Annotated in this window: 13 protein-coding genes; 12 read left to right on the forward strand and 1 reads right to left on the reverse strand. The window is 59.9% G+C overall.

Features of this window, described 5'->3' with window-relative positions:
- Positions 1–13: 13 nt before the first annotated feature.
- The 10 genes from C4J86_RS00810 (at position 14) to C4J86_RS00855 (ending at position 23,155) form a co-directional block, all read left to right on the forward strand.
- A complete protein-coding gene (locus C4J86_RS00810; RefSeq protein ID WP_124365346.1) occupies positions 14–646 on the forward strand; it encodes an NADH:ubiquinone oxidoreductase subunit N in 633 nt (210 codons plus the stop codon).
- Between the two features lie 238 nt (positions 647–884).
- Positions 885–2,381: a YdgA family protein gene (locus tag C4J86_RS00815; protein ID WP_124369134.1), complete on the forward strand. Its 1,497-nt coding sequence runs from the start codon at positions 885–887 to the stop codon at positions 2,379–2,381.
- A 300-nt stretch (positions 2,382–2,681) separates the two neighbouring features.
- On the forward strand, positions 2,682–5,162 hold the full coding sequence (gene pgaA / locus C4J86_RS00820; RefSeq protein ID WP_124369135.1) for a poly-beta-1,6 N-acetyl-D-glucosamine export porin PgaA: 2,481 nt from the start codon (positions 2,682–2,684) through the stop codon (positions 5,160–5,162).
- A 12-nt stretch (positions 5,163–5,174) separates the two neighbouring features.
- Positions 5,175–7,172, forward strand: a complete 1,998-nt coding sequence (pgaB, locus tag C4J86_RS00825; RefSeq protein ID WP_124369136.1) for a poly-beta-1,6-N-acetyl-D-glucosamine N-deacetylase PgaB — start codon at positions 5,175–5,177, stop codon at positions 7,170–7,172.
- 2 nt (positions 7,173–7,174) lie between these two features.
- The gene (gene pgaC, locus C4J86_RS00830) at positions 7,175–8,515 is read left to right on the forward strand and encodes a poly-beta-1,6-N-acetyl-D-glucosamine synthase (RefSeq protein ID WP_124360713.1); all 1,341 of its coding nucleotides are present in this window, start codon (positions 7,175–7,177) and stop codon (positions 8,513–8,515) included.
- A 2-nt stretch (positions 8,516–8,517) separates the two neighbouring features.
- Positions 8,518–9,000, forward strand: a complete 483-nt coding sequence (pgaD, locus tag C4J86_RS00835; protein ID WP_124360714.1) for a poly-beta-1,6-N-acetyl-D-glucosamine biosynthesis protein PgaD — start codon at positions 8,518–8,520, stop codon at positions 8,998–9,000.
- A 527-nt stretch (positions 9,001–9,527) separates the two neighbouring features.
- A complete protein-coding gene (locus C4J86_RS00840; RefSeq protein WP_124369137.1) occupies positions 9,528–11,249 on the forward strand; it encodes a ShlB/FhaC/HecB family hemolysin secretion/activation protein in 1,722 nt (573 codons plus the stop codon).
- 31 nt (positions 11,250–11,280) lie between these two features.
- Complete coding sequence (locus C4J86_RS00845; RefSeq protein WP_124369138.1) at positions 11,281–22,173, forward strand: hemagglutinin repeat-containing protein; 10,893 nt, start codon at positions 11,281–11,283, stop codon at positions 22,171–22,173.
- 2 nt (positions 22,174–22,175) lie between these two features.
- Positions 22,176–22,574: a hypothetical protein gene (locus C4J86_RS00850; protein WP_124369139.1), complete on the forward strand. Its 399-nt coding sequence runs from the start codon at positions 22,176–22,178 to the stop codon at positions 22,572–22,574.
- Positions 22,575–22,840: 266 nt separating this feature from the next.
- Positions 22,841–23,155 carry a hypothetical protein gene (locus C4J86_RS00855; RefSeq protein WP_124369140.1) on the forward strand — a complete coding sequence of 105 codons (315 nt, stop codon included), beginning with the start codon at positions 22,841–22,843 and terminating at the stop codon, positions 23,153–23,155.
- Positions 23,156–23,310: 155 nt separating this feature from the next.
- On the opposite strand, the gene C4J86_RS00860 is transcribed toward C4J86_RS00855, so the two are convergent.
- Positions 23,311–24,504, reverse strand: coding sequence for an IS4 family transposase (locus C4J86_RS00860; protein ID WP_124369141.1), 1,194 nt, complete (start codon positions 24,502–24,504; stop codon positions 23,311–23,313).
- Positions 24,505–24,822: 318 nt separating this feature from the next.
- On the opposite strand from C4J86_RS00860, the gene C4J86_RS00865 reads away from it, so the two are divergent.
- Together C4J86_RS00865 and C4J86_RS00870 are read left to right on the forward strand one after the other, a co-directional pair.
- Positions 24,823–25,281, forward strand: coding sequence for an SMI1/KNR4 family protein (locus tag C4J86_RS00865; protein WP_124369142.1), 459 nt, complete (start codon positions 24,823–24,825; stop codon positions 25,279–25,281).
- 8 nt (positions 25,282–25,289) lie between these two features.
- On the forward strand, positions 25,290–25,592 hold the full coding sequence (locus C4J86_RS00870) for a hypothetical protein (RefSeq protein ID WP_124369143.1): 303 nt from the start codon (positions 25,290–25,292) through the stop codon (positions 25,590–25,592).
- The last annotated feature ends 621 nt before the right edge of the window (positions 25,593–26,213 follow it).

Here is a 26,213-nt window from a genome sequence, read left to right on the forward strand (position 1 = left end):
GGGGATTCCAATAATGAAAAACCCTTATGCTCCCGCTTTCTGGTGCGTGCTCTTCGCACTGGTGCTGTTATCGGCCGCGTATTTCTACGGGGTCATGCTCGCCCACCAACTCGACAAGGCCATGGTGTTTCTCGACAGCGCCTGTCTGGTTATCGGCACCTTGTCCATCGGCGTGGTGGCCTGGGCGTCCTATCAAAACCAGCGGGTGAAGCGAAAGCTGCTCGAGCAAGGCAAGACCCGCGTAACGATCTGGGACACCAAGGTTGCCCTGCGCCGTGTCGAAACCGTGTTCGACCGCTATTTCTGGGGCAGCTACTGGCAACCCGGGCGCACCTTCCAGGAAGTCATGGGCGACCTCACCGGCACGCCCCTGGAAAAAAGCCTCGAAGTCCTGAAGAAGCAGTGCGTGGTACTCGACCGGCAGGTCGCGGACGGCAGGCACTGGCTCAATAATGCGCGGGAATTGTCCGATGTCGCCACGCAGATGGCCCGTGAACGCTACCAGCTGGACTTCTGTGACCCCAAGACCGACACCCCCGGCAATGCCGTGATACACCGCGAGTTTGAGGTGCTGGTCTACACCTGGACGGCGCGCTTGAAGAGTTTCGATCACCAACTGGACGAAATTGAGCTGGAGTACTCCTGAACTCCTGCTGAACTGATCCCTCTGAAAGGCTGGGCCGTTTGCGCCCGCCAGTGCTAATCTTCCCCAGCCTTTCGGCCATACGGGCCAGTACTGTAGGAGCGAGCTTGCTCGCGAAAACGTCAACGATAACGCGTGCATTCTGAATGAACGCGGTGCCTATACGTTCTTCGCGAGCAAGCTCGCTCCTACAGTTCAAGGAAGACAGCCCACTTCTCACAGGATTTGATCAGGTCACTTCATGAATAAGCCAGCAGTCGTTCTTTTGGGTTTCGTTGTCGCCGTTGGCGTCGTCAGTGCAGGCGGCGCCTGGTACACCGGTAAACAACTGGAGCCGGTCCTGCAAACCGCGATCCAGAACGCCAACAAGGAACTGCAGACCTCCATGGCCGGCGTGGACGGCAGCGTGTCCCTGGAACTGGTGTCCCTGGACCGCGGCGTGTTCAGCAGCACCGCCCATTACCGCCTCAAGGGCCAGGGCAGTGTGTTCGGCGAGCAAAACCCGAACCCCGAGCTGCTGTTCGTCGACCATATCGAACACGGCCCGTTGCCGTTCTCGCGCCTGGTCAGCCTGAAGTGGCTGCCAGTGATGGCCACCAGTCACTATGCACTGGAAAAGAACGCCACCACCGAACAATGGTTCGCCGCCAGCAAAGACGTGTCGCCGCTCAAAGGCGTGGCCAATATCGGTTACAGCCGTTCGGTCAGCGGCAATGTCGAACTGCTGCCCCTGGAATTCAAGGACGACAAGTCCTCGGTGAGCTTCTCCGGCGCCAACCTCGACTTCGACAGCAGCGCCGAAGGCCAGAAGGTCAAGGCCGACGGCTACATGAACAGCCTCAAGGTCGCGGCGGTCGATGCCAACGGCGACGCGTTCGAAGCCGAACTGGCCGGCCTGACCGTCGCCAGCAACCTGGCCAAATCCACCTTCGGGTTCTACACCGGCCAGAACACCATCGAACTGACCGACACCAAGGTTACCTTCGGCCCGCAGAAAGCCGTGCTGACCCTCAAGGGCTTCGAGCAGAAAGACTCCAGCGAAACCAAGGACAATAACCTGGCCGGCCGCGTCGACTACAAGATCGACGAGATCGGTTACCAGGGTAAGCCGGTGGGCTCGGCTGCCATGGCCGTCAGCATGAAGAACGTCGATATCCCGGCGATGCTGGTGTTGACCAAGCTCTACCAGGACAAGATGCAGCCGGTGCAAGCCGCTGCCGCTGCCGGCCAACCCGCGCCGGAGCTGCAACTGACCGAAGCCGAGCAGACCCTGGCCGAAGCCAACGTCAACCAGGTGCTGGCCGCCAAGCCGCAACTGGCCGTGGAAAACCTGTCGCTGAAAACCACCCACGGCGAAAGCAAGTTCAGTCTGGTGCTGGACCTGGCCAAGCCGGCCTCCATGGAACTGCCGCCGGTTGAACTGGGCAAGCAGATGATCTCGCTGCTGGACGCCAACCTGACCCTGTCCAAGCCGATGATCGGCGACGTGGCCGCGCTGCAGGCGCAGGTCGGCGGCGTGACCGACCCGAAAGCCATCGAACAGCAATCGCAGATGGCGGCCGATATGGTCAGCGGCATGGCCGTGGGTACTCAGCTGGCAACCCTGGAAGGTACCGATGTGGTGTCCAAGCTGCACTATGCCAATAACGAAGTGACCTTCAACGGCCAGAAGATGACGGTCGAGCAGTTCATCAGCTTCGTGATGTCCAAGGCCGGCGCAATGAGCGGCGCGCAATAACCCTGAAATGCAATTGAAAATGTGGGAGGGGGCTTGCTCCCGATAGCGGTGGGTCAGTTAAAAATTTACTGACTGACATTCCGCCATCGGGAGCAAGCCCCCTCCCACATTTTGTTTGTGCTTGGCAAAAAAACGCGTTCAGCCAATTCTGAACAATTGTTCTGAATTGCCCTTGGCCTCGCCTGGCTGAGGGATAGTTCCCATAGGAAAGCTAGGTCGGGTCCCGAGACGCCGACACCCTGAAGCACATCGCTCAGGATCACCCATCGTTGCAGCTTTCCTTGTAAGGAAGCTGACGCCATGTTGCCAATCCATTCACTCAGTGCATCAGGCCGGTTGCGGTTGCTCATCGGAGCAGCCCTGTGCAGCCAATTGCTGATGCCCGCCTATGCCGTGGCCGACCCTGCCTATGACGCGTTGATCATCCAGGCCCGCAACGGCCACTTCACGCCGGCCCTGACTCAACTGCGCCAACTGTCCGCCGAACGTCAAACCCCAGGGCAGGTCAGCGATCACCTAGTGATTGCCGGTTGGGCCGGGCAGGACGCCGAAGTGCTGAAGGTGTATGAAGCCCAGGGCAAAAATCGCAACCTGACCAGCCAGGCGCTGGCCACGGTGGCGCGCACCTATCGCAATCAAAAACAGTGGGCCCAGGCCGAGGCGGTCTATCGCCAGGCGCTGGTGCGTGAACCGAACAATATCGACCTGCAACTGGGCCTGGCGCTCACCCAGGCCGATGGCGGCAAAGCCACCGAGGCGGTGCAACGTTTGCGCGCGCTGGTGGCCGCGCAGCCGAATGACCCCAACCGTCGCATGGCCCTGGGCTACGCGCTGAGCCGTGCCGGCTTGAACTACGACGCACTGTTTGAATTCGACCAGGCATTTATCCGCGCCGGCGACAAACCCGATGTAGCCCGTGAATACATCGTCGCCCTGCAAAAGGCCCGGCTGCCGGAAGCCGCGCTGCGCCTGTCGGCCAAGCGCCCAGGGCTGGTGGACGCGGTGACCCAGCGCCGCCTGGAAGGCGACCTCGCCGCCGAGCGCGTGCGCATCGCCGAGTTCGCCACGCGCACCGAAAAAGAACGCTACGTGGTGGCCGACCGCGCGCTCAATGACTACGACCGGCTGATCGCCCGCTGGGCCCCGGACGCCAGCGCCCATGACGACGTGGTGCGCTGGCGCATCGACCGCCTGGGCGCGCTGAAGGCCAGGGCGCGCACCGCGGAAGTGATCCGCGAATACCAGACCCTCACCGGCGAAGGCGTGCAGTTGCCCACTTACGCGTTGCGTTGGGTTGCCGCGTCGTATCTCGACCAGCGCCAGCCGGAACAAGCCGAACCGCTGTACCGCCAGGTGTTGACCGCACCGGATGCCGACGCCAGTTACCGCGTCGACGACAGCACCGCGTTGTTCTACGCGTTGCTGGAAAGCGACAAGGTCGAGGACGCCCGCCAGGTCGCTAACACCCTGGCCAAGGAACAGAACCCCCGCGTCGAACTCAAGGGCCTGCCGATTGGCAACCCCAACGACAATTGGATGGACGCGCAACAACTGGCCGCCCAGGCCGGCACCTTCGGCGGCGACCTGCCGGGCAGCGAAGCCAGCCTGGAAGCCCTGGTGGCCAAGGCGCCAGGCAACGTCGGCCTGCGCATCGCCCAGGCCGACATGTACCGCGCCCGTGACTGGCCGCGCCGCGCCGAAGGCACCCTCAAGGAAACCGAAGCCCAGGCCCCGCGCGACATCGGCCTGGAAATTTCCCAGGCCTATACCGCCATGGACCTGCAGGAGTGGCGCCAGATGGACGCCCTCACCGACGATGTGGTTGCGCGCAACCCGGACAACCGCCAAGTACAACGTCTGCGCCGCCTGCGCGATGTGCACGACATGGCCGAGCTGCGCGTCGAGGCCTACACCGGCAAAAGCTATGGCGGTGGCAATAACAACGACGCGGGTGCCGTGACCGGTAGCCGTGACTGGGGCATTGAAAGCGTGATCTACACGCCGCCCATCGACGAAGACTGGCGCCTGTTCGCCGGTGCCGGCTACGCCACCGCCGACTTCAGCGAAGGCACCGGCCAGCACCGTTGGCAGCGCGTGGGCGTGGAGCGGCGTACCCGCGACATGACCATTGAGGCCGAAGTGTCCAACCATTCCTACGGCGATGGCTCCAAGCAAGGCGCGGCAGTGTCGATTGCCCGCGACATCAACGACCACTGGCAGTACGGCGGCAGCGTCGGCTACCTGCTCACCACCACGCCATTGCGCGCCTTGAACGACGGCGTCACCGCCAACGGCGGCAGTGGGTTTATCCGCTGGCGCGCCAATGAAAGCCGCGAGTGGAAACTGACCCTCAGCCCGTCGCACTTCAGTGACGGCAACGACCGCTTCGAAGCGCTGCTCAGCGGCCGCGAAGGCCTCTACAGCTCGCCCCATGTGCAAGTCGACCTGGGCCTGGAAGTGGGCGCCAGCCGCAACAGCAAGGAAGACACCGCGTACTTCAACCCGAAGTCGGACTTCACGGTGTTACCGATGATCAACGTCAATCACGTGCTCTATCACCGCTACGAGACCCAGTGGAGCCAGCAGTTCCAGATCGGTGCGGGCACCTACAGCCAGCGCGACTACTCCACCGGCGGCATCGGCCTTATCGGTTACGGCCAACGCTTTCGCTGGAACGACGTATTGGAAATGGGCGCCAACCTCAGCCTGATCAGCCGACCTTATGACGGTGATCGCGAACGCGATCTGCGCCTGCTCGTCGACCTCACTTACCGTTTCTAGAAGAGCCTGACCATGACCGTCCTCAGCCGTTGCTTGTTGGTCCTGGGTGTAATGCTGGCCGCCGCCTGCGCCCAGCAACCCGCGCCCTATACCCCACCCGCGCAGCGGCCAACAGCGCCGAACGAAGCGCCTTGGCCGAAAAACCATTTCCTGGGCATTGCCTACCACGACGTCAATGACCGCGACCCCGACCAGACGGTGGTGGCGGTGCGCACCGAACGCTTGATCGAGCAACTGTCGTGGCTGCGGGAGAACGGCTACCAGGCGGTCAGCGTCGACCAGATTCTGGCGGCGCGCAACGGTGGCCCTGAACTGCCGCCCAAGGCCGTGATGCTCAGCTTCGACGACGGTTACACGAGCTTCTACACCCGCGTGATGCCGATTCTGCGCGCCTATCACTGGCCGGCCGTGCTGGCGCCGGTGGGCTACTGGATCGATACGCCACTGAACAAGCCGGTGGACTTCGCCGGCTCACCGCGCCCGCGTGGCGAATTCCTCACCTGGCAGCAGATTCGCGAAGTGTCCCAGTCGGGCCTGGTGGAAATCGCCGCGCACACCGATGCCAGCCACACCGGGATTCTGGCCAACCCCCAGGGCAACCTGGAGCCGGCGGCGACCTCACTGCGCTACGACCCGGCGACCCAGCGCTATGAAACCCAAGCGCAGTTCCAGGCGCGGATGCGTGCCGATGTGGCGGCCATCACGCAGAAAATCCGCAGCGTGACCGGCAAGGCGCCACGGGTTTGGGTGTGGCCGTACGGTGCGGCCAAAGGCACGTCCCTGGCGGTGGTCAGCGAGCAGGGCTACCAGATGGCCCTGACCCTGGAAGACGGCCTCGACAGCCTCGGCAACCTGATGAACAGCCCACGCTTCCTGGTGGCCTCCGACCCGGACGGCGAGCACTTCGCCAACAGCATCGTCGCGGCGCAGACCCCGGCGCCGCTGCGCGTATTGCACGTGGACTTGGACAATGTCTACGACCCCGACCCGGCCCAACAGGCGCGCAATCTCGACGTACTGGTCCAGCGGGTAGTGGACATGGGCGTCGGCACGGTATTCCTGCAAGCCTTCGCCGACCCCAAGGGCGACGGCCTGGTGCATTCGCTGTATTTCCCCAACCGTCATCTGCCGGTGCGCGCCGACTTGTTCAACCGCGTTGCCTGGCAATTGCACACCCGTGCCCATGCTGCGGTGTATGCGTGGATGCCGGTGCTCAGTTTCGCCCTCGACCCCAAGCTGCCCCGCGTGACCCGCTGGGACCCGCAAAGCGGCACGCTGGGCGCCGATCCTGATCAGTACAAACGCCTGTCGCCGTTCGACCCGCAGGTGCGCACAATCATCGGCGAGATCTACGAAGACCTCGCCCGCAACAGCGCCATCGACGGGGTGCTGTACCACGACGACGCCGTGCTCTCGGACTTCGAAGACGCCAGCCCCGCCGCGCTCAAGGCTTATGCGGCCAATGGCCTGCCGGGCAGCATCGCCGCCTTGCGCGCAGACCCGGCAACGCTGCAACGCTGGACCCGCTTCAAAAGCCGCTACCTGATCGATTTCACCCAGGAGCTGACCACCAAGGTGCGCGCCATCGCCGGGCCGCAGGTGCAGACCGCGCGCAATATCTTCGCCGAACCGATGCTCAACCCGGCCAGCGAAGCCTGGTTCGCCCAGAACCTCGATGACTTCCTGCAGGCCTACGACTGGACCGCGCCGATGGCCATGCCGTTGATGGAAGGCCAGTCGCTGGAGAACTCCAACGCCTGGCTGGAAAAACTGGTCGCCACCGTCAAGGCCCGCCCCGGTGCGCTGGAGCGAACCGTATTCGAACTGCAAGCCAAGGATTGGCGTACCCAGCAAGCCCCCGATATCAACGCTGTGCAAATGGCTGAATGGATGGGGGTGCTCAAACGCCAGGGGGTCAAGAGCTTTGGCTACTACCCGGACAACTTCCTGGAAAACTCGCCGGACCTGAAGACCGTACGCCCGGCCCTTTCCAACCAGTGGAACCCTTGATCATGTTCGACAGAATCCTGGCTTTATTCGTGTTGGCGTTGGTACTGGGCGTGCCCCTGGGCCTGATCTTCCTGGTCACCGGGCAGTTCCTGATGGACTTCGTGTTTTTCTACCCGTTGTTCATGTCTGCGCTGTGGATCGCCGGCGGCCTGTACTTCTGGCTGCACTGGGAGCGCCACTGGCCGTGGAAGGAAGACACCCCGGCGCCGACCCTGGCCGGCAACCCGCTGATCTCGATCATCATCCCTTGCTACAACGAAGGCGATAACGTCGCCGACACCATGGCCGCTGCATTGGCCCAGGTGTATCCGAACATCGAGGTGATCGCGGTCAACGACGGTTCCAGCGACAACACCGCCGCCGTACTCGACGCGCTGGCGCTGCAACACCCACGCCTGCGCGTGCTGCACCTGGCGCAGAACCAGGGCAAGGCCGTGGCCCTGCGCATGGGGGCGGTGGCCGCGCGCAGCGAATACCTGGTGTGCATCGATGGCGATGCGTTGCTCGACAAAAACGCGGCGGCCTATATGGTTGCGCCGATGCTCGACAACCCGCGCCTGGGCGCCGTGACCGGCAACCCGCGTGTACGCACACGCTCAACCCTGATTGGCCGGGTACAGGTGGGCGAGTTCTCCTCGATCATCGGCCTGATCAAGCGTACCCAGCGCGTGTTCGGGCGGATCTTCACTGTGTCGGGGGTGGTGGTGGCGTTCCGTAAGAAGGCGCTGAACCGCATCGATTACTGGAGCACCGACATGATCACCGAGGACATCGACGTGAGTTGGAAGCTGCAGCTCGATCACTGGGCGATCTTCTACGAGCCGCGCGCGCTGTGCTGGATCCTCATGCCCGAAACCGTCGGCGGCCTGTGGAAACAGCGCCTGCGCTGGGCCCAGGGCGGTGCTGAAGTGCTGTTCAAAAATATCCGCGGCATCTGGCAATGGCGCCATCGCTACCTGTGGCCGCTGCTGTTCGAGTACTGCCTGTCCACCGGCTGGGCGTTCACCTTCCTGCTCTCGGTGTTTTTCTGGGGGCTGGGTAAATTCATGGTGTTGCCGCAGGCGATTACCGTCGTCTCCCTGGTGCCCCCGGCGTTTACCGGACTGGTCCTGGCAATGGTGTGCCTGCTGCAGTTCGCGGTGAGCATCCTGATCGACCGGCGCTACGAAAAAGACCTGTGGAAAACCCTGTTCTGGACCGTGTGGTACCCGATGGTGTTCTGGCTGGTGAGCCTGTTCACCACGCTGGTCAGCTTTCCCAAGGTGTTGTTCAACCAGCACCAGAAACGCGCCCGCTGGGTCAGCCCGGACCGTGGTATCAAACCTGCCCAAGAGGAGGCGTGACGATGAAACTGGTCAGAACCCGCCAGCACCTGGTGATGTGGATCATCGATGTATTGCTCACCCTGCTGGCCTGGGGCGGCCTGGTCTGGCTGCTGGCCCGGGGCATGAGCGCCATGCTCGAAACCCACGGCGGCCCGCGCCTGGAAGCGCCGATTTTCGCCGCGCTCAATACCTTGCAGATCTATCTGTGGATCGCCCTGTTCAACGCCGTGATCCTGATCGCCTGGGCGCGCTACCAGCAGCGCAAAGGGCGCAAATTCGCCCAGCGTCGCGCCGAAGCGAATGCGCTCAGCGACCAGCACTTGAGTGAAAGTTTCAACCTCGGCGCGGGCGACCTAGAGCAACTGCGCCGGCCTGGCGTGCTGGTGATCCACAACGATGAAGAGGGTGGGGTGGGAGAAGTGAAGTCCCACGTGTCCCGCGACGTCGAACGCCCCGGCCTGGCCCTGGTGCCCGGCTCGGAAAAAGACAAGGGTATTGGCTAGGCTCTTCCAATGCTGCGAATACCCAATGTGGGAGGGGGCTTGCCCCCGATAGCGGTCTAAAGATCATTCCCACGCTCCCGCGTGGGAATGCCTCCTCGGACGCTCCGCGTCCCGCCAACCGCTCACACAGGTGACGCGGAGCGTCACGGGCTGCATTCCCACGCGGAGCATGGGAACGATCCCCTAGGCGCAGCGGTTCAATCCCTGTTCTCGAAATTCCGATAAGTGGGATCCAATTCACAAAACCCCCGCGAACTTTCCTCCAATCCCCGGTACTAACCTAGCGACGACACCTGATGGCTAAATAATGGCGATCAATGGCTGCTCAGTCGAATCCTCATCGAAACAGCTGCCGCCGGTCGGATTAAACGTTTCCGCGATCAGCCTGAAAGCCGTTAGATGATTAAATTTTGTTACTAATCAATACATTAACGGCCAGGCCCGCTCAAACACCCAACAGCCCAGCTTCTTGGACTGCTGGAAGTTCGATGTTAGTTTGCCGGCCCTTAATTTTCGACGGATCGAACATGCCTCTGTTAATGCCACGGACTCGGTTTCTTCTATGCACTGTCTTGCTCACTTGCCTGGGCCTGAACACTGCATTCGCCGCCCCCACCCCCGGCGACCAGGACCTGATCCGCGACCGTCAAAACCGCCTGCTCGAAGAGCAGCAACGGCGTCTGCAGGAACTCCAGGACCTGCCCGGCAAGGCAACCAAGCCCGAAGCCCCGGCCACCTCCGCCGACACGCGCTGCTTTCCGATCCAGGACATCGAACTCAAAGGCGCCGAAAGCCTGCCGGCCGCCGACCGCGAGCGTCTGCTCAAGCCGTATATCGGCCAGTGCCTGGGCGTGTCCCAGCTCAACGAACTGCTCAAGGCCATCACCGACTACTACCTCGGCAAAGGCCGCGTCACCAGCCGTGCCTACCTGCCACAGCAGGACCTTTCCAGCGGTCACCTGCAAGTGCTGGTGGTAGAAGGCAAGCTCGAAGCCCTGAAAAGCGCCGAAGGCAGCACGGTGACCGAGCGCGAATTGGCCATGGCCTTTCCCGGCAAGGTCGGCGAGGCGCTGAACCTGCGCGAAATCGAGCAGTTGGTGGACCAGCTCAACCGCCTGCCGTCCAAACAGGCGCAGATGGAGCTGACCCCCGGCAGCCAGGTCGGCGGCAGCGACGTGGTGGTCAAGAACACCGCACAAAAGCCCTGGCGCGCCAGCCTGTCGCGCAATAACGACGGCCAGAAAAGCACCGGCGAACAGCAATGGGGCGCCGGCCTTGAGTGGGACAGCCCGCTGGGCCTGGGCGACCAGTTGATGCTGCGCGGCGGCCACGACGCCATCAGCGACCATCAGAAAACCTCGAAAAACACCCTGCTTTACTACAACGTACCGTGGGGCTGGTGGAACTTCAGCTACAGCTACAACGAGAGCGACTACCGCACCTACATCGTGGCCGATAACGCCAAGTACAAGCAGGACGGCGACAACCAGAACCACCAGCTGCGCGCCGAGCGGGTGATCCATCGCGATGACGTGAGCAAGACCTCGGTCAACGTCGGCCTGGCGCACCTGCGCACCAACAACTACCTCCTCGACGTGCGCACCGCGCCCAGCAGCAACCGCCTCAGCGAACTGCAACTGGGCATCAACCACGGCCGCCGTATTGGCAGCGCCTTCGTCAACCTCGACCTGGGCATGCAAAACGGCATCGGCCTGTTCGACGCCCAATCGCAGGAAGAGCGCGGCGAGTTCGGCCGGCGCCAGCCGAATTCGCGCTACCGCAAATACACCGCCACCGTCAGCTACCTGCAACCGTTCAGCCTGTGGGGCGAGTCCTTCAGTTTTTCCAGCCTGGCCACCGGCCAACGCAGCGAAGACATCCTGTTCAGCCCGCAACGCATGAGCCTCGGCGGTTCGGCCTCGGTGCGCGGCTTCAAGGACCAATTATTGACCGGCGACAGCGGCGGCTACTGGCGCAACGAAGTGCGCTGGGCGCGCCCGGTGACCCTCGACTGGATGCGCCCGGCCTTCTTCGAATACGGCGTCAGCGTCGGCTACGACCAGGGCGTGATCAGCAACGACCGCTACAACGACAACCTGCATGGGCGGGTCTCCAGTAACTCCCTGGAACTGTTCGCCCGCGGCAAAAACGTCAGCACCAGCGTGACCTTTGCCCACTCGTTAGAAAGACCTGGCGTGATCACCGAGCGCGAAGCGCCGATCTACTTCCGCATGGATTTCTTCCTGTAATTCAACGCCCCGCTGCAATGAGAACCTGACAATGGACGTCCGCCAATTCGCCTTCCTGGCCCGCCAACCTTCTGCCGCCCTGAAGCCGCGCAACGCGTTCTTCGGCCTGCCCAAGCGCGGGCTGGCGTTGATCCTCGCCAACGCGCTGTTCTGGCAACCGCTGCTGGCCCAGGCCGAGGGCATTGTGGTCAGCGCGCCGGGTACTTCGGTTGGTCAGGCGGGCAATGGCGTGCCGGTGGTGAACATCGCCACGCCCAACGGCGCGGGTTTGTCCCATAACCAGTTCCAGCAGTACAACGTCGGCCCCAACGGCGTGATCCTCAACAACGCCACCGGCACCCTGGTCAACACCCAGCTGGGCGGCTACATCGTCGGCAACCCCAACCTCAAGGGCGGCGCAGCCAGCGTCATCCTCAACGAAGTCAACGGCGGCAGCGCCAGCCAGTTGCGCGGCTACACCGAAGTGGCGGGGCAGTCGGCCAAGGTCATCGTCGCCAACCCCTACGGGATTACCTGCAGCGGTTGCGGCTTTATCAACACGCCGAACGTCACCCTCACCACCGGCAAACCGGTGCTCGACCCGACCGGCCAACTGAAAAGCTACCAGGTCGACGGCGGCGCCGTGACCATCGACGGCGAAGGCCTGAACGCCAGCAACGTCGACCGCTTCGACATCATCACCCGCTCGGCCAAGATCAACGCGCAGATCAACGCCCGCGAACTCAACGTGATCGCCGGGCGTAACGACGTCGATGCAAAAACGCTCAATGCCACGCCACGCGCCGACGACGGCAGCGCCAAACCGGAGCTGGCGATCGACTCATCGGCCCTGGGCGGCATGTATGCCGGTGCGATCAAACTGGTGGGCACCGAGGCCGGGGTGGGGGTGAAGCTCGACGGTACGCTGGCGGCCAGTGGTGGGGATATCCAGCTCGATGCCAATGGGCGCTTGAGCATGGCGCAGGCGGCTGCCACCGGCAACGTTAAGGTCACGGCGCATAATGTCGATCTAACCGACAAGGTCTACGCCGGTAAAGCGCTGGACGTGCAAGCCCAAGGCGATCTCATCAACCGCAAAAGCCTCGCCGCACGTGACCGCATCGCGCTGTCCAGCGGCGGCACGCTGACCAACAGCGACGTCATCGAAGCCGGCGTCAACGCCGATAACACCCGTAACACGGCGGGTGATGTGAGCCTGCGCGCCACGACCCTCAACAACACCGGCACCAGCGTCATCGCCAGTCGTGCGTTGACCGTTGATGCCCAAGCCTTGAACAACCAGGGCGGCACCCTCAGCGCCCGGCAACACACCAGCGTCACGGCGGCTGCGCTCGATAACCGCAACAAGGGACGAGTCCTCAGCAACGCCGCGCTGGAGGTCAGCGCCAGCGAACTGCAGAACGGCCAGGGCGGATTGGTCACCAGCAATGGGCCACTGACCGCCAACGTGGGCACTGTGCAAAATACCGGCGGCGAAATCTCCAGCCTGGACACGGCCACCCTGACGGTGACCACCCTGGACAACGTCGCGGGCCTGGTCACCGCAGGCAAGGCGTTGAGCCTCAGCGCCGGCACGCTCGACAACCAGAACGGGCTGGTCACCAGCCAGGGCGCCCTTCACCTCAACGGCAATCGCCTGGACAACCGCCAGAAAGGCCTGGTCGCCAGCACCGGCGGCGTGCAGATCGACGTCGCCAGCATTGACAACCGCAACGGCGAGCTGTCCAGCCGTGCGGGCGTGGCGGTAAACGGCACGCAGTTGGATAACAGCGATGGCGGCCTGGTAATAGCCGGCAGCGGCCTGAACCTGAACGTCGATCAACTGCTCAACCGCAACCAGGGCCTGATCAGCAGTGAAGGGCTGCTCACCGTGACCGCGGGCACCTTGGTCAACCGTGGTGGCGCGCTCTCAAGCGCTGGCCCGCTGACCATCGGCGCCCGTGACGCGGTGGACAACCAGGGCGGGCGCCTGGTGACCGATGGCACTCTGACCCTGACCAGCGCAAGCGTCGACAACAGCCAGCAAGGCACCCTCAGCGCACGTGATGCGCTGCGTATCGACACCCGCGACCTGAACAACCAGCAAGGCGGCCAGGTGACCAGCGCCACCGGCCTGACCCTTGAACTCAATCGGGGCCAATTCAACAACCAGGGCGGGCTGATCAACGGGCCGCTGTTGGTGCTCAACAACCTCAAGGATGTGAATAACCAGGGCGGCGAGATTTCCAGCAGCCAGGCATTCACGCTCACTGCCGACAACCTCGACAACAGCGGCGGTAAAGTGCTCGGCAATACTGCCCTGACCCTGCGCATCGGCCTGGCCCTGGCGAACGTCAAGGGCATGATTGCCGCCGCTGCGGTGGATGCACGCGCCGCCAGCCTGGACAACAGCGGCGGTACCCTCACCAGCCGTGGCGACACCGTGCTCAACGTGAGTGGCCCATTGACCAACCGGGCCCAGGGCCTGATCAACGCGGCCAACCTTCTGAGCATCAATACCGCGAGCCTGGATAACCAGGGCGGCTCGTTGCTGGGCAGCGCGATTGCCGTGGATTTCGGCAGTGCCACCGGCGATCTGAATAACTCTGGTGGCCTGATCACCACCGCCGGCAACCTGAGCATCGATCACCTGCGCGACTTGAATAACCAGGGCGGTGAACTCTCCAGCGCGCAAACCCTGAACCTCGGTGGACGCACCCTCGACAACAGCGCGGGCAAGCTGATCAGCAATAACCTGCTGGTGCTCAACGCCGACACGCTGATCAACCAAAACGGGTTGATGTCCGGCTGGCAAGGCCTGAACGCCACTGCCGCAAGCCTGGACAACCGCAACAGCGGCACCCTGTCGAGCCGTTACGGCGCCCTCAATGCCACACTCACCGGCAGCCTGCTCAACAGCGGCGCGGGTGCGTTGGTCAGCCAGAAGGCGCTCACCGTCAGCGCCGCCGAGTTGGATAACAGCGACAAGGGCGTGCTTTCCAGCGCCACCGAACAAAACCTCAAGGTCACCGGCCTGCTGAACAACGCCAACGGTGGCACCATCGACAGCGGCACGGCCCTGGACCTGACCGCGCGGAACCTGGACAACAGCGCCGGCAGCATCAGCGGCGGCACCGACACCAGCCTGGACCTGCTGGCGACCCTGACCAATACCAACGGCAAATTGGCCAGCGGCGGCTCGCTGTTGATCAACCGAGCGGCGCAGATCAACAACCAGGGCGGGCAGCTCGCCAGCCAAGGCCTGTTGACGCTGCTGACCGGCGGCCTGGATAACCGTAATCGCGGCACACTGGCCGCCAATGATCGCCTGAGCATCACCGCCAGCGGCCTGGTGCAGAACGGCAGCGATGGCCTGATCTACAGCCAGAACGCTGACCTCAAGCTCAGCGCCAACCGGCTGGACAACGACAAAGGCGCCGTGCAGAGCCAGAACGGTCTGACCCTCGACGTGGTCGACGCTGTCGACAACCAGAGCGGCAAATTGATCGCCCAGACCGGCGACCTGACTATCAAAGCCGCCAGCCTCGACAACCGTGGCGGCACCCTCGCCAGCCTTAAGGCCCTGCTCCAGACCCGAGTCGTCGGCGTGCTGCGCAACGGCTACGACCTCAACAACAATCGCCAGGGTGGCGTGATGCAGGGCCAAACCCTGGACCTGCAAGCCGGCGCCGTGGACAACTATGGCGGACGCATTTCTGCGCAGGGTGGCAACGGCCTGGTCACCACCGGCAATTTCGATAACCGCAACGGCGGGCTTTATGCCAAAGGCCTGATGCGCGTGGTTGGGCACGATTTCGATAACAGCGGTGACAACGATGGCCAGATAGCCGCCCAACAGATCGACCTCGACCTGAGCGGCGCACTGAACAACCGCCTGGGCATCATCGAAAGTGAGTCCACCCTCAAGGTGCACGCCGCCAGCCTCGACAACCAGACCGGACGCCTGCGTGCCCTGGGGCCCGACGGCACGACTGAGTTCGCCATCGGTGGCGTGTTCGACAACCGCAACGGCGTGCTGGAAACCGCCAACACCAACCTGACACTGGACGCCGGCAGCCTGCAAAACCTTGGCGGTAGTGTGCTGCATGTGGGCACCGGCAACTTCGGCATTGCCCCCGCCAACCTCAATGACGTCGGCGGCAGCCTGGTGACGCGGGGCGACCTGACCATCACCCGGGACAACTGGACCAACAGCAGCGTGATCCAGGCCGGGCAACTGACGGTCAACGTCAACACGCTCGACCAGACAACAACCGGCCAATTGCTCGGCGCCCGGCGGTTTATCGGCAGCGGCGGCAACTGGTCCACCAACGGCCTGATCGCCAGCGACGGTGACCTCGACCTTACGTTAAGCGGCGCGTTGAACAGCAGCGGGCGCATCAGCAGCCTGGGCAAATTGAACCTCACTGCCGCCCAGGCGAACCTGAGCGACACCGCCAGCATCGCCGGCGGCGGCGTGACCCGCGCAACCATCAGCGGCACCCTGAACAACCGTGGCCGCCTGACCTCGGCCACTGACCTGCTGATCGACGCGGGCGCGCTCAACAACTACGCCACGCTTGGCAGCGGGCAAGCGCTCACGGTCACCACTGGCGCGTTGCTCAACGACCACGGCCTGATCTTCAGCGGTGCCGACATGAGCCTGCGCGTCGCGTCGTTGAACAACAGCTACGGCGACATCTACAGCATGGGCAACCTGAGCGTCGATCGCGACGGCAAGGGCGGGTTGGCCGACAGCATTATCAACAGCTCGTCGAGCATGCAGAGTGATGGTGACCTGAGCCTGACCGCCGCCACGATCAAAAATGAACGTGCGGTACTGACCGTCAATGATGCGGGCGTATACACCGCCTCCGCCACTGAAGGCACATGCATCGAGTATGTCAACGCCGGTGACTGCCATGCTGGTGGCACGGGGCGTAACTACGTGTGGGAAGTGGTGACCCGCGACAAACTGGAGGTGACCGCGGCCAGTGCCGGTTCGAGCATCACTTCGGGCGGTAACATGACCCTGGCCGGGGGCGACCTGCTCAACAGCAGCAGTTCGATTGCAGCCGGCGGCAACTTCACGGCGCGCCTGAACAACCTGGTCAACACGGGGATTGAAACCGGCGAGACCGAGACCTATCGGCTCTTTACCTCCGCGCGCACCGAACATCCGCGTGCCTGGTTCAATGCCGCCAGCGCACTGACCAACAAATACTGGTACAAAAGCGCCGGTTACAACCCCAATGACCTCGGCGGCCTTGAGGCCACCGTGGCCAACTTCGTCGGCATGATGGAGAGCGAGCGTACCCAGTTCGGCAAGGTCACCAAAATCGCCAGCGATGATCAGCGTTACGCCGCCGTGATCCAGGCTGGCGGCGCGGTGGACGTCAAGGCGCAAGCCGGTATCGACAACAGCGTGGTGCGCCTGGGTTACCACTACATCGGTGCGGGCGCAAAAAACCCAACCGACGCCACGGGCGCCAGCGGCGCCGCCGGTTACTCGACCCGCATCACCCTTAACCAGCAATTACCTCCTGACTTGGCCCAGCAGCAGATCAACCCGCTGAGCTTGCCCGGCTTTACCTTGCCCAGCGGGCAGGGCGGCCTGTTCCGCCTCAGCGGCGCAAGCGCCAGCGCGCCGGCCAGTACCGGCCCGCAAGGCTGGACCCTGGGCGGCGGCAACGTAGACCGGGCCCCGGTTTCCGGGCCGGTCGTACCCGGCACCGGCACCTCGGCCGATGGTGTAACTATCAATCGCGTGCAAGGCCTGCCGGACAGCCAGTTCGTCTCCAACCCACAGAAATACCTGATCGAAACCAACCCGCAGCTGACCAACCTCAGCCAGTTCCTCAGTTCCGATTACCTGCTGTCCAAGCTCGGCTACGACCCCGACCAGGCGCAAAAACGCCTGGGTGACGGCCTCTATGAACAACGCCTGATCCAACAGGCGGTCATTGCCCGCACCGGCCAGCGCTTCATCGACGGCCAAACCAGTGACACGGCGATGTTCAAGTACCTGATGGACAACGCCATCGGCAGCCGTCAGGCGCTCAATTTGTCTGTAGGTGTAAGCCTCACCGCCGAACAAGTTGCGGCCCTGACCCACGACATCGTGTGGATGGAAAACGCCACCGTCGCCGGCCAGCAAGTGCTGGTGCCCGTGCTCTACCTGGCCCAGGCCAACAACCGCCTGGCCCCCAATGGCGCGTTGATCACCGGCAGCGATCTGAGTCTGGTAAGCGGCGCAGATCTCAACAACGTCGGCACCCTGCGCGCCACCAACAACCTCGCCGCCAGCGCCGGACGCAACATGGTCAACGGCGGCCTGACCCAGGCCGGCAACCGTCTCGACCTGCTCGCCGGCAACAGCCTGACCAACCGCGCCGGCGGCATCATTGCCGGACGCGATGTCAGCTTGGGCGCGATCAGCGGCGATGTCCTCAATGAGCGCAGCGTCACCAGCCACCAGAGCAGTAGCGGCTACCGCACCGAACGCACCGACTTCGTCGACAACGCCGCGCGCATCGAAGCCGCCAACAGCCTGACCCTGCAAGCCGGTCGCGACGTCAACAGCACCGGCGGTGTACTCAAGAGTGGCGCCGACACGCGCCTGCAAGCCGGGCGTGACGTGAACCTGGCCACCGCCGAACAGCGTAACGCCAATATTGTCAGCACCTACTCACGTAACAGCAGCGCGACCCAGTACGGCACTGTGGTAGAAGCCGGACGGGACTTCCAGATTGTGGCGGCACGGGACATCAGCGCCATCGGCAGCCAGTTGAATGCAACGCGTGATCTGGCGATGGTGGCCAAGGGCAATTTGAACCTGGCTTCGGCGGCGAATGAACAGCATTCGGCGTTTAATTCCAAGAAGGTCACCAGTCAAGAGGATCATGTTCAGCAGGTGTCCACCGTACTCAAGGCGGGTGGTGACGCCACCCTGAGCGCCGGGCAGAACCTGCAACTAGTGGCCAGCCAGGTGGATGCGGGCAAAGAAGCGTATCTGGTTGCGGGTAACGACCTTGCCCTAAAGGCGGCTGAAAATCAGGACTACAGCTTCTACAGCAAAACCAAGAAGAGCTCGTCCGGGAAAAAATTCCGCCTGGATGAGACTTCTGCCATCAACAATGTCGGCAGCTTGGTCAGCGCGGGTACCAACAGCACCGCCGTGGCGGGTGAAAACCTGTTGCTGGCTGGGAGTGCCGTCACCGCCGAAAAAGGCGCGGCGCAACTGGTCGCAGGCCAGGACGTCAGCATTCTTGCGGTCACTAACTCCGACCACGCCCGTCACGAACGCAAAGAAAGCAAAAGCAGTTGGGGTGGGTTCAAGTCGAGCAAGGTTGAAGACAAAGTCGACGAGAAGCGCACGACTGCGGTGGGGAGTATGGTTTCGGGTGACACCGTCACTGTTTCCAGTGGGCAGGACGTCAGAGTCACCGGCTCATCGTTGGTGAGCACCGCAGAACTGGCTGTACAGGCCGGGCGTGATCTGACAATCGATGCCACGCAGAACACGTTCTCGCGCACCGACATGCACAAGGAAAAAAATCGCGACCTCACCGGTGTACTGACTGGCAACAAGCTGGGGCTGGATGACATCACCGGCAATCAGCATTTGTTCATCAATAGCCAGAAACACAACGGCACAGCCAACGAAACGACCTTGACGGGCAGCACGGTCGGGTCCAGTGCTGGCAATGTGAGTCTGGCCGCCGGGCGCGAGCTGAAGGTGGTCGCCAGTGATTTGGTGAGCACCAAGGATATGTCGCTCAACGGCTCTAACGTCACCATTGCTTCCGGGACAGAAACAGCTAATCAAACCAGTAAAGACAGCTCCAAAAGCCTGGCAGTCGGGCGGGTGATTGGTGGTGTAGCGGTCGATACCTACAAGAGTATTCGCAACGATGTACAGGCCGTTCAAAAAGCCGACGACAGCCGCCTGAAGGCCGTCAAGGGCGCTCAGGCGGCGCTCTCGGTCTACGATGCTTTGGGTGGTAGCAATGAAGCAGCCAACGATTCAGACGGCAAGCCCGCCAACAGCAAAGGGTCGGTGTTTAAGATTGGTACTGAACTCGCGAATACCCGCAAGAAAAGCACCAGCGAGTACAACGCCGAGACGGTGAAGCAATCGACCCTCAACAGTGGCGGTGGTCTGGCGATCGTGGCAACCGGCAATGCTCCGGGCACCGCAGGTGACCTGCATGTGATCGGCAGCAGCATCAAAGCCAAAGACACGCTGTTGCAGGCCAAGAGCGACGTCATCCTGGAAAGCGCTCAGGACCGTAAGAACTGGGACAACCAGAATAAAAATAACAAGACCAGCATCGGTGTGAGCCTCAGTTTTGGTGAACAGAGCGGCTTCGTGCTGGACCTGGGTGCACAGATGGCCAAGGGTATGGGAACCGGCCATGAAGTCACCCAAGTCAATAGTACGGTTGAGACGGGTCTTCTCGTCCTCAAGAGTGGCCAGGACACAACATTGGCAGGCGCGCAGGTGCATGCCGATGCTATTAAGGCGCAGGTTGGCGGCAACTTGAACATCGCCTCTCGCCAGGACGAAGCGAGCCAGAAGAACAAGCAAACCAGCGGCGGTGTTGGCGTGAGCATTTGCGTGCCACCTTTCTGCCTGGGCTCCATGGTTTCAGGCTCCGCGAATATCGCCGGCAACAAAATGAACAGCGATTACAACGCGGTGACCCAGCAAACCGGCCTTTATGCTGGCAAGGGTGGCTATGACATCAATGTGGGTAAAAACACTACGCTTCAGGGCGCGATAATCGCCAGCGAAGCCAGCAACGACAAGAACTACCTGAGTACTGATCGTCTGCTGGTCAGCGATATCAAAAACAACAGCGACATCAAAAGCCAGGCCGCGAGCTTGAGCTATTCCGGCGCGACAGCAGGGTTCACTGATGCGCGCTCGGGCGTGGGCGGCACGATTCCGTTGCTGCTCAAGGAGTCCGACAGCAACAAAACCCGTAGCGCCGTCAGCCCGGGAACAATTGAGGTAAGGAACGCGGCCGGGGTCAATGACCTGGTCGGCTTGAACCGTGACACTGCCAACGCCAACAAGCCGCTCGACCGGCCCGACGAAAAGGCCATGCAAGAGCGGATCGACTTGATCCAAAGCTCGGCGCAACTGTCGAGTAGCGTGATCAACAAAGTTGCCGAAGCCAAGGCGAATAAAGCCGCAGCCTTGAGCAAGCAGGCAGATGATCAGGCCAAGGCGGGCTCACCCGATGCTGAGCAAACCGCACTGGCGGCAAACGCGGCATATCTGGATGCCAAGGGCTGGCAGGTGGGTGGTGACAAGCGTGTGATGGCCGATATCGCCACCGGTTTAATCGCAGCGGGGTTAGGCGGAGCGACAGGAAGTACAGCCGTCGGCATTGTTGCCAATACGTCCTCCAGTGACATCTTTAAAAAGATAGGCGACTACGCTCAGGCCAGATCCATAGATCCGAAATCCGATGCGGCCACCCGCGCAGCCTGGGCAGAGGGTGGTGCGGCACGTGTGATGTTGCATGCGCTGGCTGGGGCGGCGATTGGGTTGTCCAGCGGTAGCCCTCAAAGCGGTGCACTAGGTGCAGGTGCATCAGCCGCGTTGATACCGGCGATCACAGATGCTTTGGAAAAAAACCAAATCAAGGGTACGGATCAAGATGCGCTGGCGTCGTTGATTGCGGCGGGTGTGGGCACTGTTGTAGGTGCTGGTAATGGCGTAAACGGTTCGATAGTGGCTGGTGGAACGGCCAATAGTGTTGAAGTATTCAACCGCCGCCTGCACAAGACCCAGGAAGTGCCAATTCTGGAGAAGAAGGCCGAAGAGCTGGAAAAGCGGGGCAAAGCTGAGTCCAGTACACGTTGGATTGATTTGCTGATGATTGCCGCAGGCGGTGCGGTCGATAAAGCTGACGAAGCACGCTTGAATGCACTGGTGCAGCAATCCAAGGGCAAGGACACCGAGTCCGAGCGATTCATGGAAGATTTGAACACGGCCAAGGGAATCGTTGCCCAGTTAGCCGCACAGGAAATTCCGCTGACCTGGAAAGATGGCACGCCCATTATGGTCAAGGGCGAGAAGGTCTACGCCTTCGGTGCCACAGAGAGTCAGAAAAACGACCCCACCCTTTTTAATGCGGCAAATGTCTACGGCCCCGGAGCTGTCTATGATCAATGGCGGCAGTACGGTCAAGAGCAGACGGCTCAGCATCAAAACGAGCTATCGGGGCTGTCTACGTATGAGTCGAGCGTTGCGGATGCGTCGCAGCGTTTGGCGGACATCGCGATCAAGGGGACTAAAGACGTCACGCCTGAGCTGGATATTCTGGCGGCTGTGGTACCGGCGGCACGGGGTGCCAAGACTGTTTTCGAACTTGTTTTGGAGAGTATTGCGATTAAGAGGCTTGCATCAGCTGCCGAGTTAAACAGCGCAGCTAAGTCCGGTGAGCTGATTGCGGGAAAAAATTGGGCTGGGGCAGCTGATAACGAAGCTGGGTTAGCCGGGAGACCTCTTACGGTTGTTCCAGGAAGATTTGATAATGAAATTGACTTGGCACTTAAATCAGATGTCACGGGAGAGGTTTTAGAGGGGCAAGTCGGAAGAGCATTGAGCGAAAAAGGGATGCTTTTGGATTATCAAAGCAAATTCAGATCTGGTTTTGTTGACGGAAAACCTGTGGGAATTGGCGAGATAGACGCTGAAACACCTCGTTTTATCATTGAGGTTGCCAGCAGTCCGAAGCCTGGAAAAATCGAACAGTTACAGAAGTTACAAAATAACACTATGCTTAACCCTGATCGTAAAGAAGTCATACTTTTTGCTCCGAACGTGGTTAAGCCGCAGCAGATCAAAGCTTATGAAAAGGTAGGGGTTAAAGTAATTAACAGCGTCGAAGAGTTATTCGAGTATGGAGCCAAAAAAGGGGGGTTATAGTTGTGAGCGACTCAGCATCAATTATATCGGATGTGGAAATTGATGAAGACACGTTCGCTGATTTTCTTCACTCTATAGGTGGAATCGTCAGCGGCGGTAAACGTAGTCGCGGAGTATTGAGCTGGGGCGAGGCGACTTTGTATGTGTCATTACTCACCTCCGAAAAATTCATAGGTTTTTATGATGCGCAAGATATTTTAGAATGGGAGAATTTATTGGGTGCCACACCGAGGACAATGATTGAAATGCAGTTGGGACACTCAAAAGGGTCGATGGAGATGTATTTATGGTTGGCGTACGAGTTCGGTAAAAAATGGAATTGTGTTGTTGATGACGTTAATTCTGTGACCATTAATTACTCTGAAATCAGTGATAGGTATACAAGGTCGAGTGCGAAATAGAGGGAATATGGATCAGACCAAGTCTTTGCGTTTTAGAGTTCAGCAGGGGTGAATAGGAGTCAGACCACGTTTTTGCGCTGACTTTTTCCATTTTATTGTGGTTGATGGGGCTATAACTAGAACGGGAACTCCGTTGTAGCTATTCGCGATCCGCATGGGTCCCAATATTTTAGTCTCGTCAGTAACATGCGATTTTGGTCTGGCTTCTATGTACTTGGGGGAGCCACTGCTATAGCTTTTTTGGGCGCTTAAATAGGAGGTCGGTAATGGCAAGCAAATCAGATTCTGAGCTTACACAACACAGCTATCGTATTCGGTGTAATGGAGAAAAAAATAGGAAATTGTTAGCTTCAGTATTGAGTTTTATAGCAATGCTATCGCTTTTCGTCCCAGTGACCTACGCGGCAGAGCCCACTGCTGTCAATCCTGATCCTTTCGGTGGACCCGATAAGCGCCCTGAGAAGAGTGAAAATGTAATGACGGTTTGGAACGAAGACGGTACATTTACCACGTCAGTAGTCATGACCTATGGGGATGGTCACAAAGAACACTGCATTATTAAGACGGTACAATCCACATAGGAGCATCCGGTGCCAAGTCCTATAAGTAAGACCTGCACCCGTATACGTTTTGTTCTCTCTGACTAGTTTGAAATTAAAAGGGCAGTGTTTTATTGTCTAATGTGAAAAATTGGGTCTGGAAAAATGGGGTCAGGCCCTGAGGGATCCCCACAAATTTACTCCAAGCTCTGCGCCTGATGGTGCACCTCATCACGCAGAGCTTTCTCCAATATCTCCAGGTGTTTTTGACCACCGAACTCGGTGCAACTGCGCCAGTATTCCAAACCCAATCGCCACAATGAAAGCACTCGTTTCTTTTTGAGGCTATTGCTTTGATAGCACCGTTCCAAACCATCTTCTCGCGCCTGCAGCCCTGTTAAAAATATGAGGTAGTTGGCCAATGCCGCAATCAACAACAGCACCTCAATGCGCTTTGGGCAGTGGCTTCGATGCAAATTCAGACCGAATCCCAGGTGCTCACTTTTGACATCTCGGAAACCTTCCTCGATCTGCATACGCCGCTTATAAATCGCCACAATCTGTGCCGGGTTCCACTCACTTTGCGCAAGGTTGCTGGCAAGCAACCACGGCTCACGCTCACGTTTGGCGGACTGTCGGCTGAGCTTGCTTCTGGCGATTGAACCCGTGACTCGTTGGTGTTTTCGGCCCTTGGCTGAATGGCGAACGCAGTACAAATCGACGAAGTGAGGGGCGCTACGCGTCATCTCAACGCGCCCCAGCGATTTAGGTGATGAAGTGGCCAGAGCGTACAAATTCTTCACGGGTTGCCAGTCGTTTGCTTCTCGACGATAAAGTTCACGGTTGCGTATGCGAGCCACGTAATACCAGCCCTTCGCTACCACAGCCTTCATCCACGGACGCCGAAAACCCGCATCCGTGACCAAGACTGGAACGCATCCGTCAGGCAGTAACTCAGCTAACATTTTGAGCAGGCGGCTTTGATATTTGGGACAGCTCTCACGCTCATGAACGCTTTCATAAATAGGAAACGAGCGTCCCGCAAACGGGACCGCGGCTCTCAACAAAAACGCATCGCCAGGAGCATCAATTCGAGACCAGTCCACCAAGATTAAAGGGTGCTTCAGGGAGCCTAACAACGCCCGCAGCATCACCCAGTAGAACAGCGGGCGCTCTGCTCTGAGGTGTTGATTACCCAGTAATCGGTCCACTCGTTTGATCGCATGCTTGGGGTACGCCTGACGTGGCATAAAACGTCCCAGCGCTGTTAGCGTCAGGCGACGGCCTTGCAGTAACGAACTGACACAACTCATCAGCGTCGTTAGGCGGCGAGAATGGATCGAGGGCAGTGCTTGAGCGAGCGCTCTGTGTAAAAATCGGATGGCCTGCATGGGTTCGGGTTCTTAGTTTTGTGTGGTGCAAACCAAGTTGCCGGCTCATGCAGGCCTCTTCAATATTCCAACTTCTTGATTTTAAGTAAGAAAATTCGGGGATCCCTCAGGGTCTGACCCCTATTTTGCAGCATTTAAGGTAGATTCGAAGCAGCTAGGTAAAAAGCTCGGTAAGCACGTTGAAGATTTCGGCGGCAACGCGGCTAGCCCAGCAGATCGTAAAATGGTACTTGATAAAATTCATGACGTTGGGAGTAACCCTGAAAAAGTAATCCCTGGGACTTTTGCTGGGCAAGGCCCAAAAAATTAGGTGGAAGAATGAATATTGCTGAGTTGAACATCAATGTCGGGGGACGCCCCAGCGTGGGTTTCAGTGGTAATGACTCAAGCGTGCGCGCCCTTGAGGCTCGGCTGGGCCGTAGGTTTCCAGAAACCTACCTTCAATTCATCCGAAGTGCCAACGGTGGGCATCCTGAAGCCGGAAGTTTCTTTTTGAACGCATCACCAGATGCTAGCGTCAGCGTTGATTGGTTTTATTCACTAGGAGACGCAGGTATCGACAGCCTGGATAAGGCTCTTGATGACTGGGCTCAAGTGTTGGGGCCATTCATGTTGCCCATTGGGCGCGACGGAGGTGGCAGCCAGTTTTATATTTCGCTGGATTCGCCATCCGGTTTTGTTTGGTATTATTCACATGAAGGCTCAGAACGCACCCAACTTGCCGATAGCTTCGATAAGTTTCTGCAGCAGTTGCAAGTTCACCCGGATTTTATTTAAGAGCCGTTATGAATCGATATGAAGGAAAGCCTTTTCTCCGGCTACTGGAATGCTACGTGCTTTCGGCTATTGATGAGCTGACAGACGAGCAGTGTGCGGCGTTAAGTGCGCTGGAGCCCAAGTTGCACGAGCTGTACGGGGTGCAAGGCAGTTGGGGTGATGTCGTCGCGTCTCAGATGGATTTTCCGGAATCCCTGGTGGAGAAAATAAAAGAAGTGTGGCGCGTGAATTCGGAAAAATTCGCGCGAGCTGGTGTAAAAATAAACGCAGAAGATTTTGCTAGAGACTTTGTGGATACCAATTTTCCTTGATGATGATAAAAGGGACAGATTTGAAGGGCATTTAATTAGCAGCTAACTAGTCACGAACAGCCTATACAAGAGCAGCCCTACGATCACACAACCTCCGCAAGAATCCGTCTTTTCGGAAACAACGGTTTGCCCGTCGCAATCAATCCCGGGCAAGACTGCGCTTCGAGCAAAGAACCTCTTTATGCCTACGGCGATACCCTTGCAGATAAGCTCAATTCCACTCTGGGCAAACACACCAGACGAAGCATCGGAATGCCTGCGTCATGGAGGAGTGATCATCTGAGCTATGGCGAGTCGTACTCAGAGTTTATTATCCCCGCAGGCGCCCCTTCTGTGGTCGTGATGAAAATGGTCACCGACCAATTCATCTGTGCGCCAGCTCCTCAAGTATTTACTCCTGAGGCAGGTAAGGATTATGAGGCGTATCTGGACCGGCATGACTGGAGATGCGGCGCAGTGATTCGACTGCTCTCCGGTGTAGAGACGCCTGGCCCTATCGCAGAAATCCCATCGAGTACTTGCGCAAAACAATAGATATTCTGCCTGAGTTTCGGCCGCTTCTCCCAAGCTCAGGTAGGCGCCCGCTGATGCGGCAGCAACTGATCGATCTCACTCGCCGGC

The organism is Pseudomonas sp. R2-7-07 (assembly GCF_003852355.1).
Lineage (GTDB): Bacteria > Pseudomonadota > Gammaproteobacteria > Pseudomonadales > Pseudomonadaceae > Aquipseudomonas.

What these genes read in the sequence shown, in the direction of transcription:
- C4J86_RS00810 (WP_124365346.1), top strand. Translation starts at nt 14, where the DNA reads ATGAAAAACCCTTATGCTCCCGCTTTCTGGTGCGTGCTCTTCGCACTG.
- C4J86_RS00815 (WP_124369134.1), top strand. Translation starts at nt 885, where the DNA reads ATGAATAAGCCAGCAGTCGTTCTTTTGGGTTTCGTTGTCGCCGTTGGC.
- pgaA (WP_124369135.1), top strand. Translation starts at nt 2,682, where the DNA reads ATGTTGCCAATCCATTCACTCAGTGCATCAGGCCGGTTGCGGTTGCTC.
- pgaB (WP_124369136.1), top strand. Translation starts at nt 5,175, where the DNA reads ATGACCGTCCTCAGCCGTTGCTTGTTGGTCCTGGGTGTAATGCTGGCC.
- pgaC (WP_124360713.1), top strand. Translation starts at nt 7,175, where the DNA reads ATGTTCGACAGAATCCTGGCTTTATTCGTGTTGGCGTTGGTACTGGGC.
- pgaD (WP_124360714.1), top strand. Translation starts at nt 8,518, where the DNA reads ATGAAACTGGTCAGAACCCGCCAGCACCTGGTGATGTGGATCATCGAT.
- C4J86_RS00840 (WP_124369137.1), top strand. Translation starts at nt 9,528, where the DNA reads ATGCCTCTGTTAATGCCACGGACTCGGTTTCTTCTATGCACTGTCTTG.
- C4J86_RS00845 (WP_124369138.1), top strand. Translation starts at nt 11,281, where the DNA reads ATGGACGTCCGCCAATTCGCCTTCCTGGCCCGCCAACCTTCTGCCGCC.
- C4J86_RS00855 (WP_124369140.1), top strand. Translation starts at nt 22,841, where the DNA reads ATGGCAAGCAAATCAGATTCTGAGCTTACACAACACAGCTATCGTATT.
- C4J86_RS00860 (WP_124369141.1), bottom strand. Translation starts at nt 24,504, where the DNA reads ATGCAGGCCATCCGATTTTTACACAGAGCGCTCGCTCAAGCACTGCCC.
- C4J86_RS00865 (WP_124369142.1), top strand. Translation starts at nt 24,823, where the DNA reads ATGAATATTGCTGAGTTGAACATCAATGTCGGGGGACGCCCCAGCGTG.
- C4J86_RS00870 (WP_124369143.1), top strand. Translation starts at nt 25,290, where the DNA reads ATGAATCGATATGAAGGAAAGCCTTTTCTCCGGCTACTGGAATGCTAC.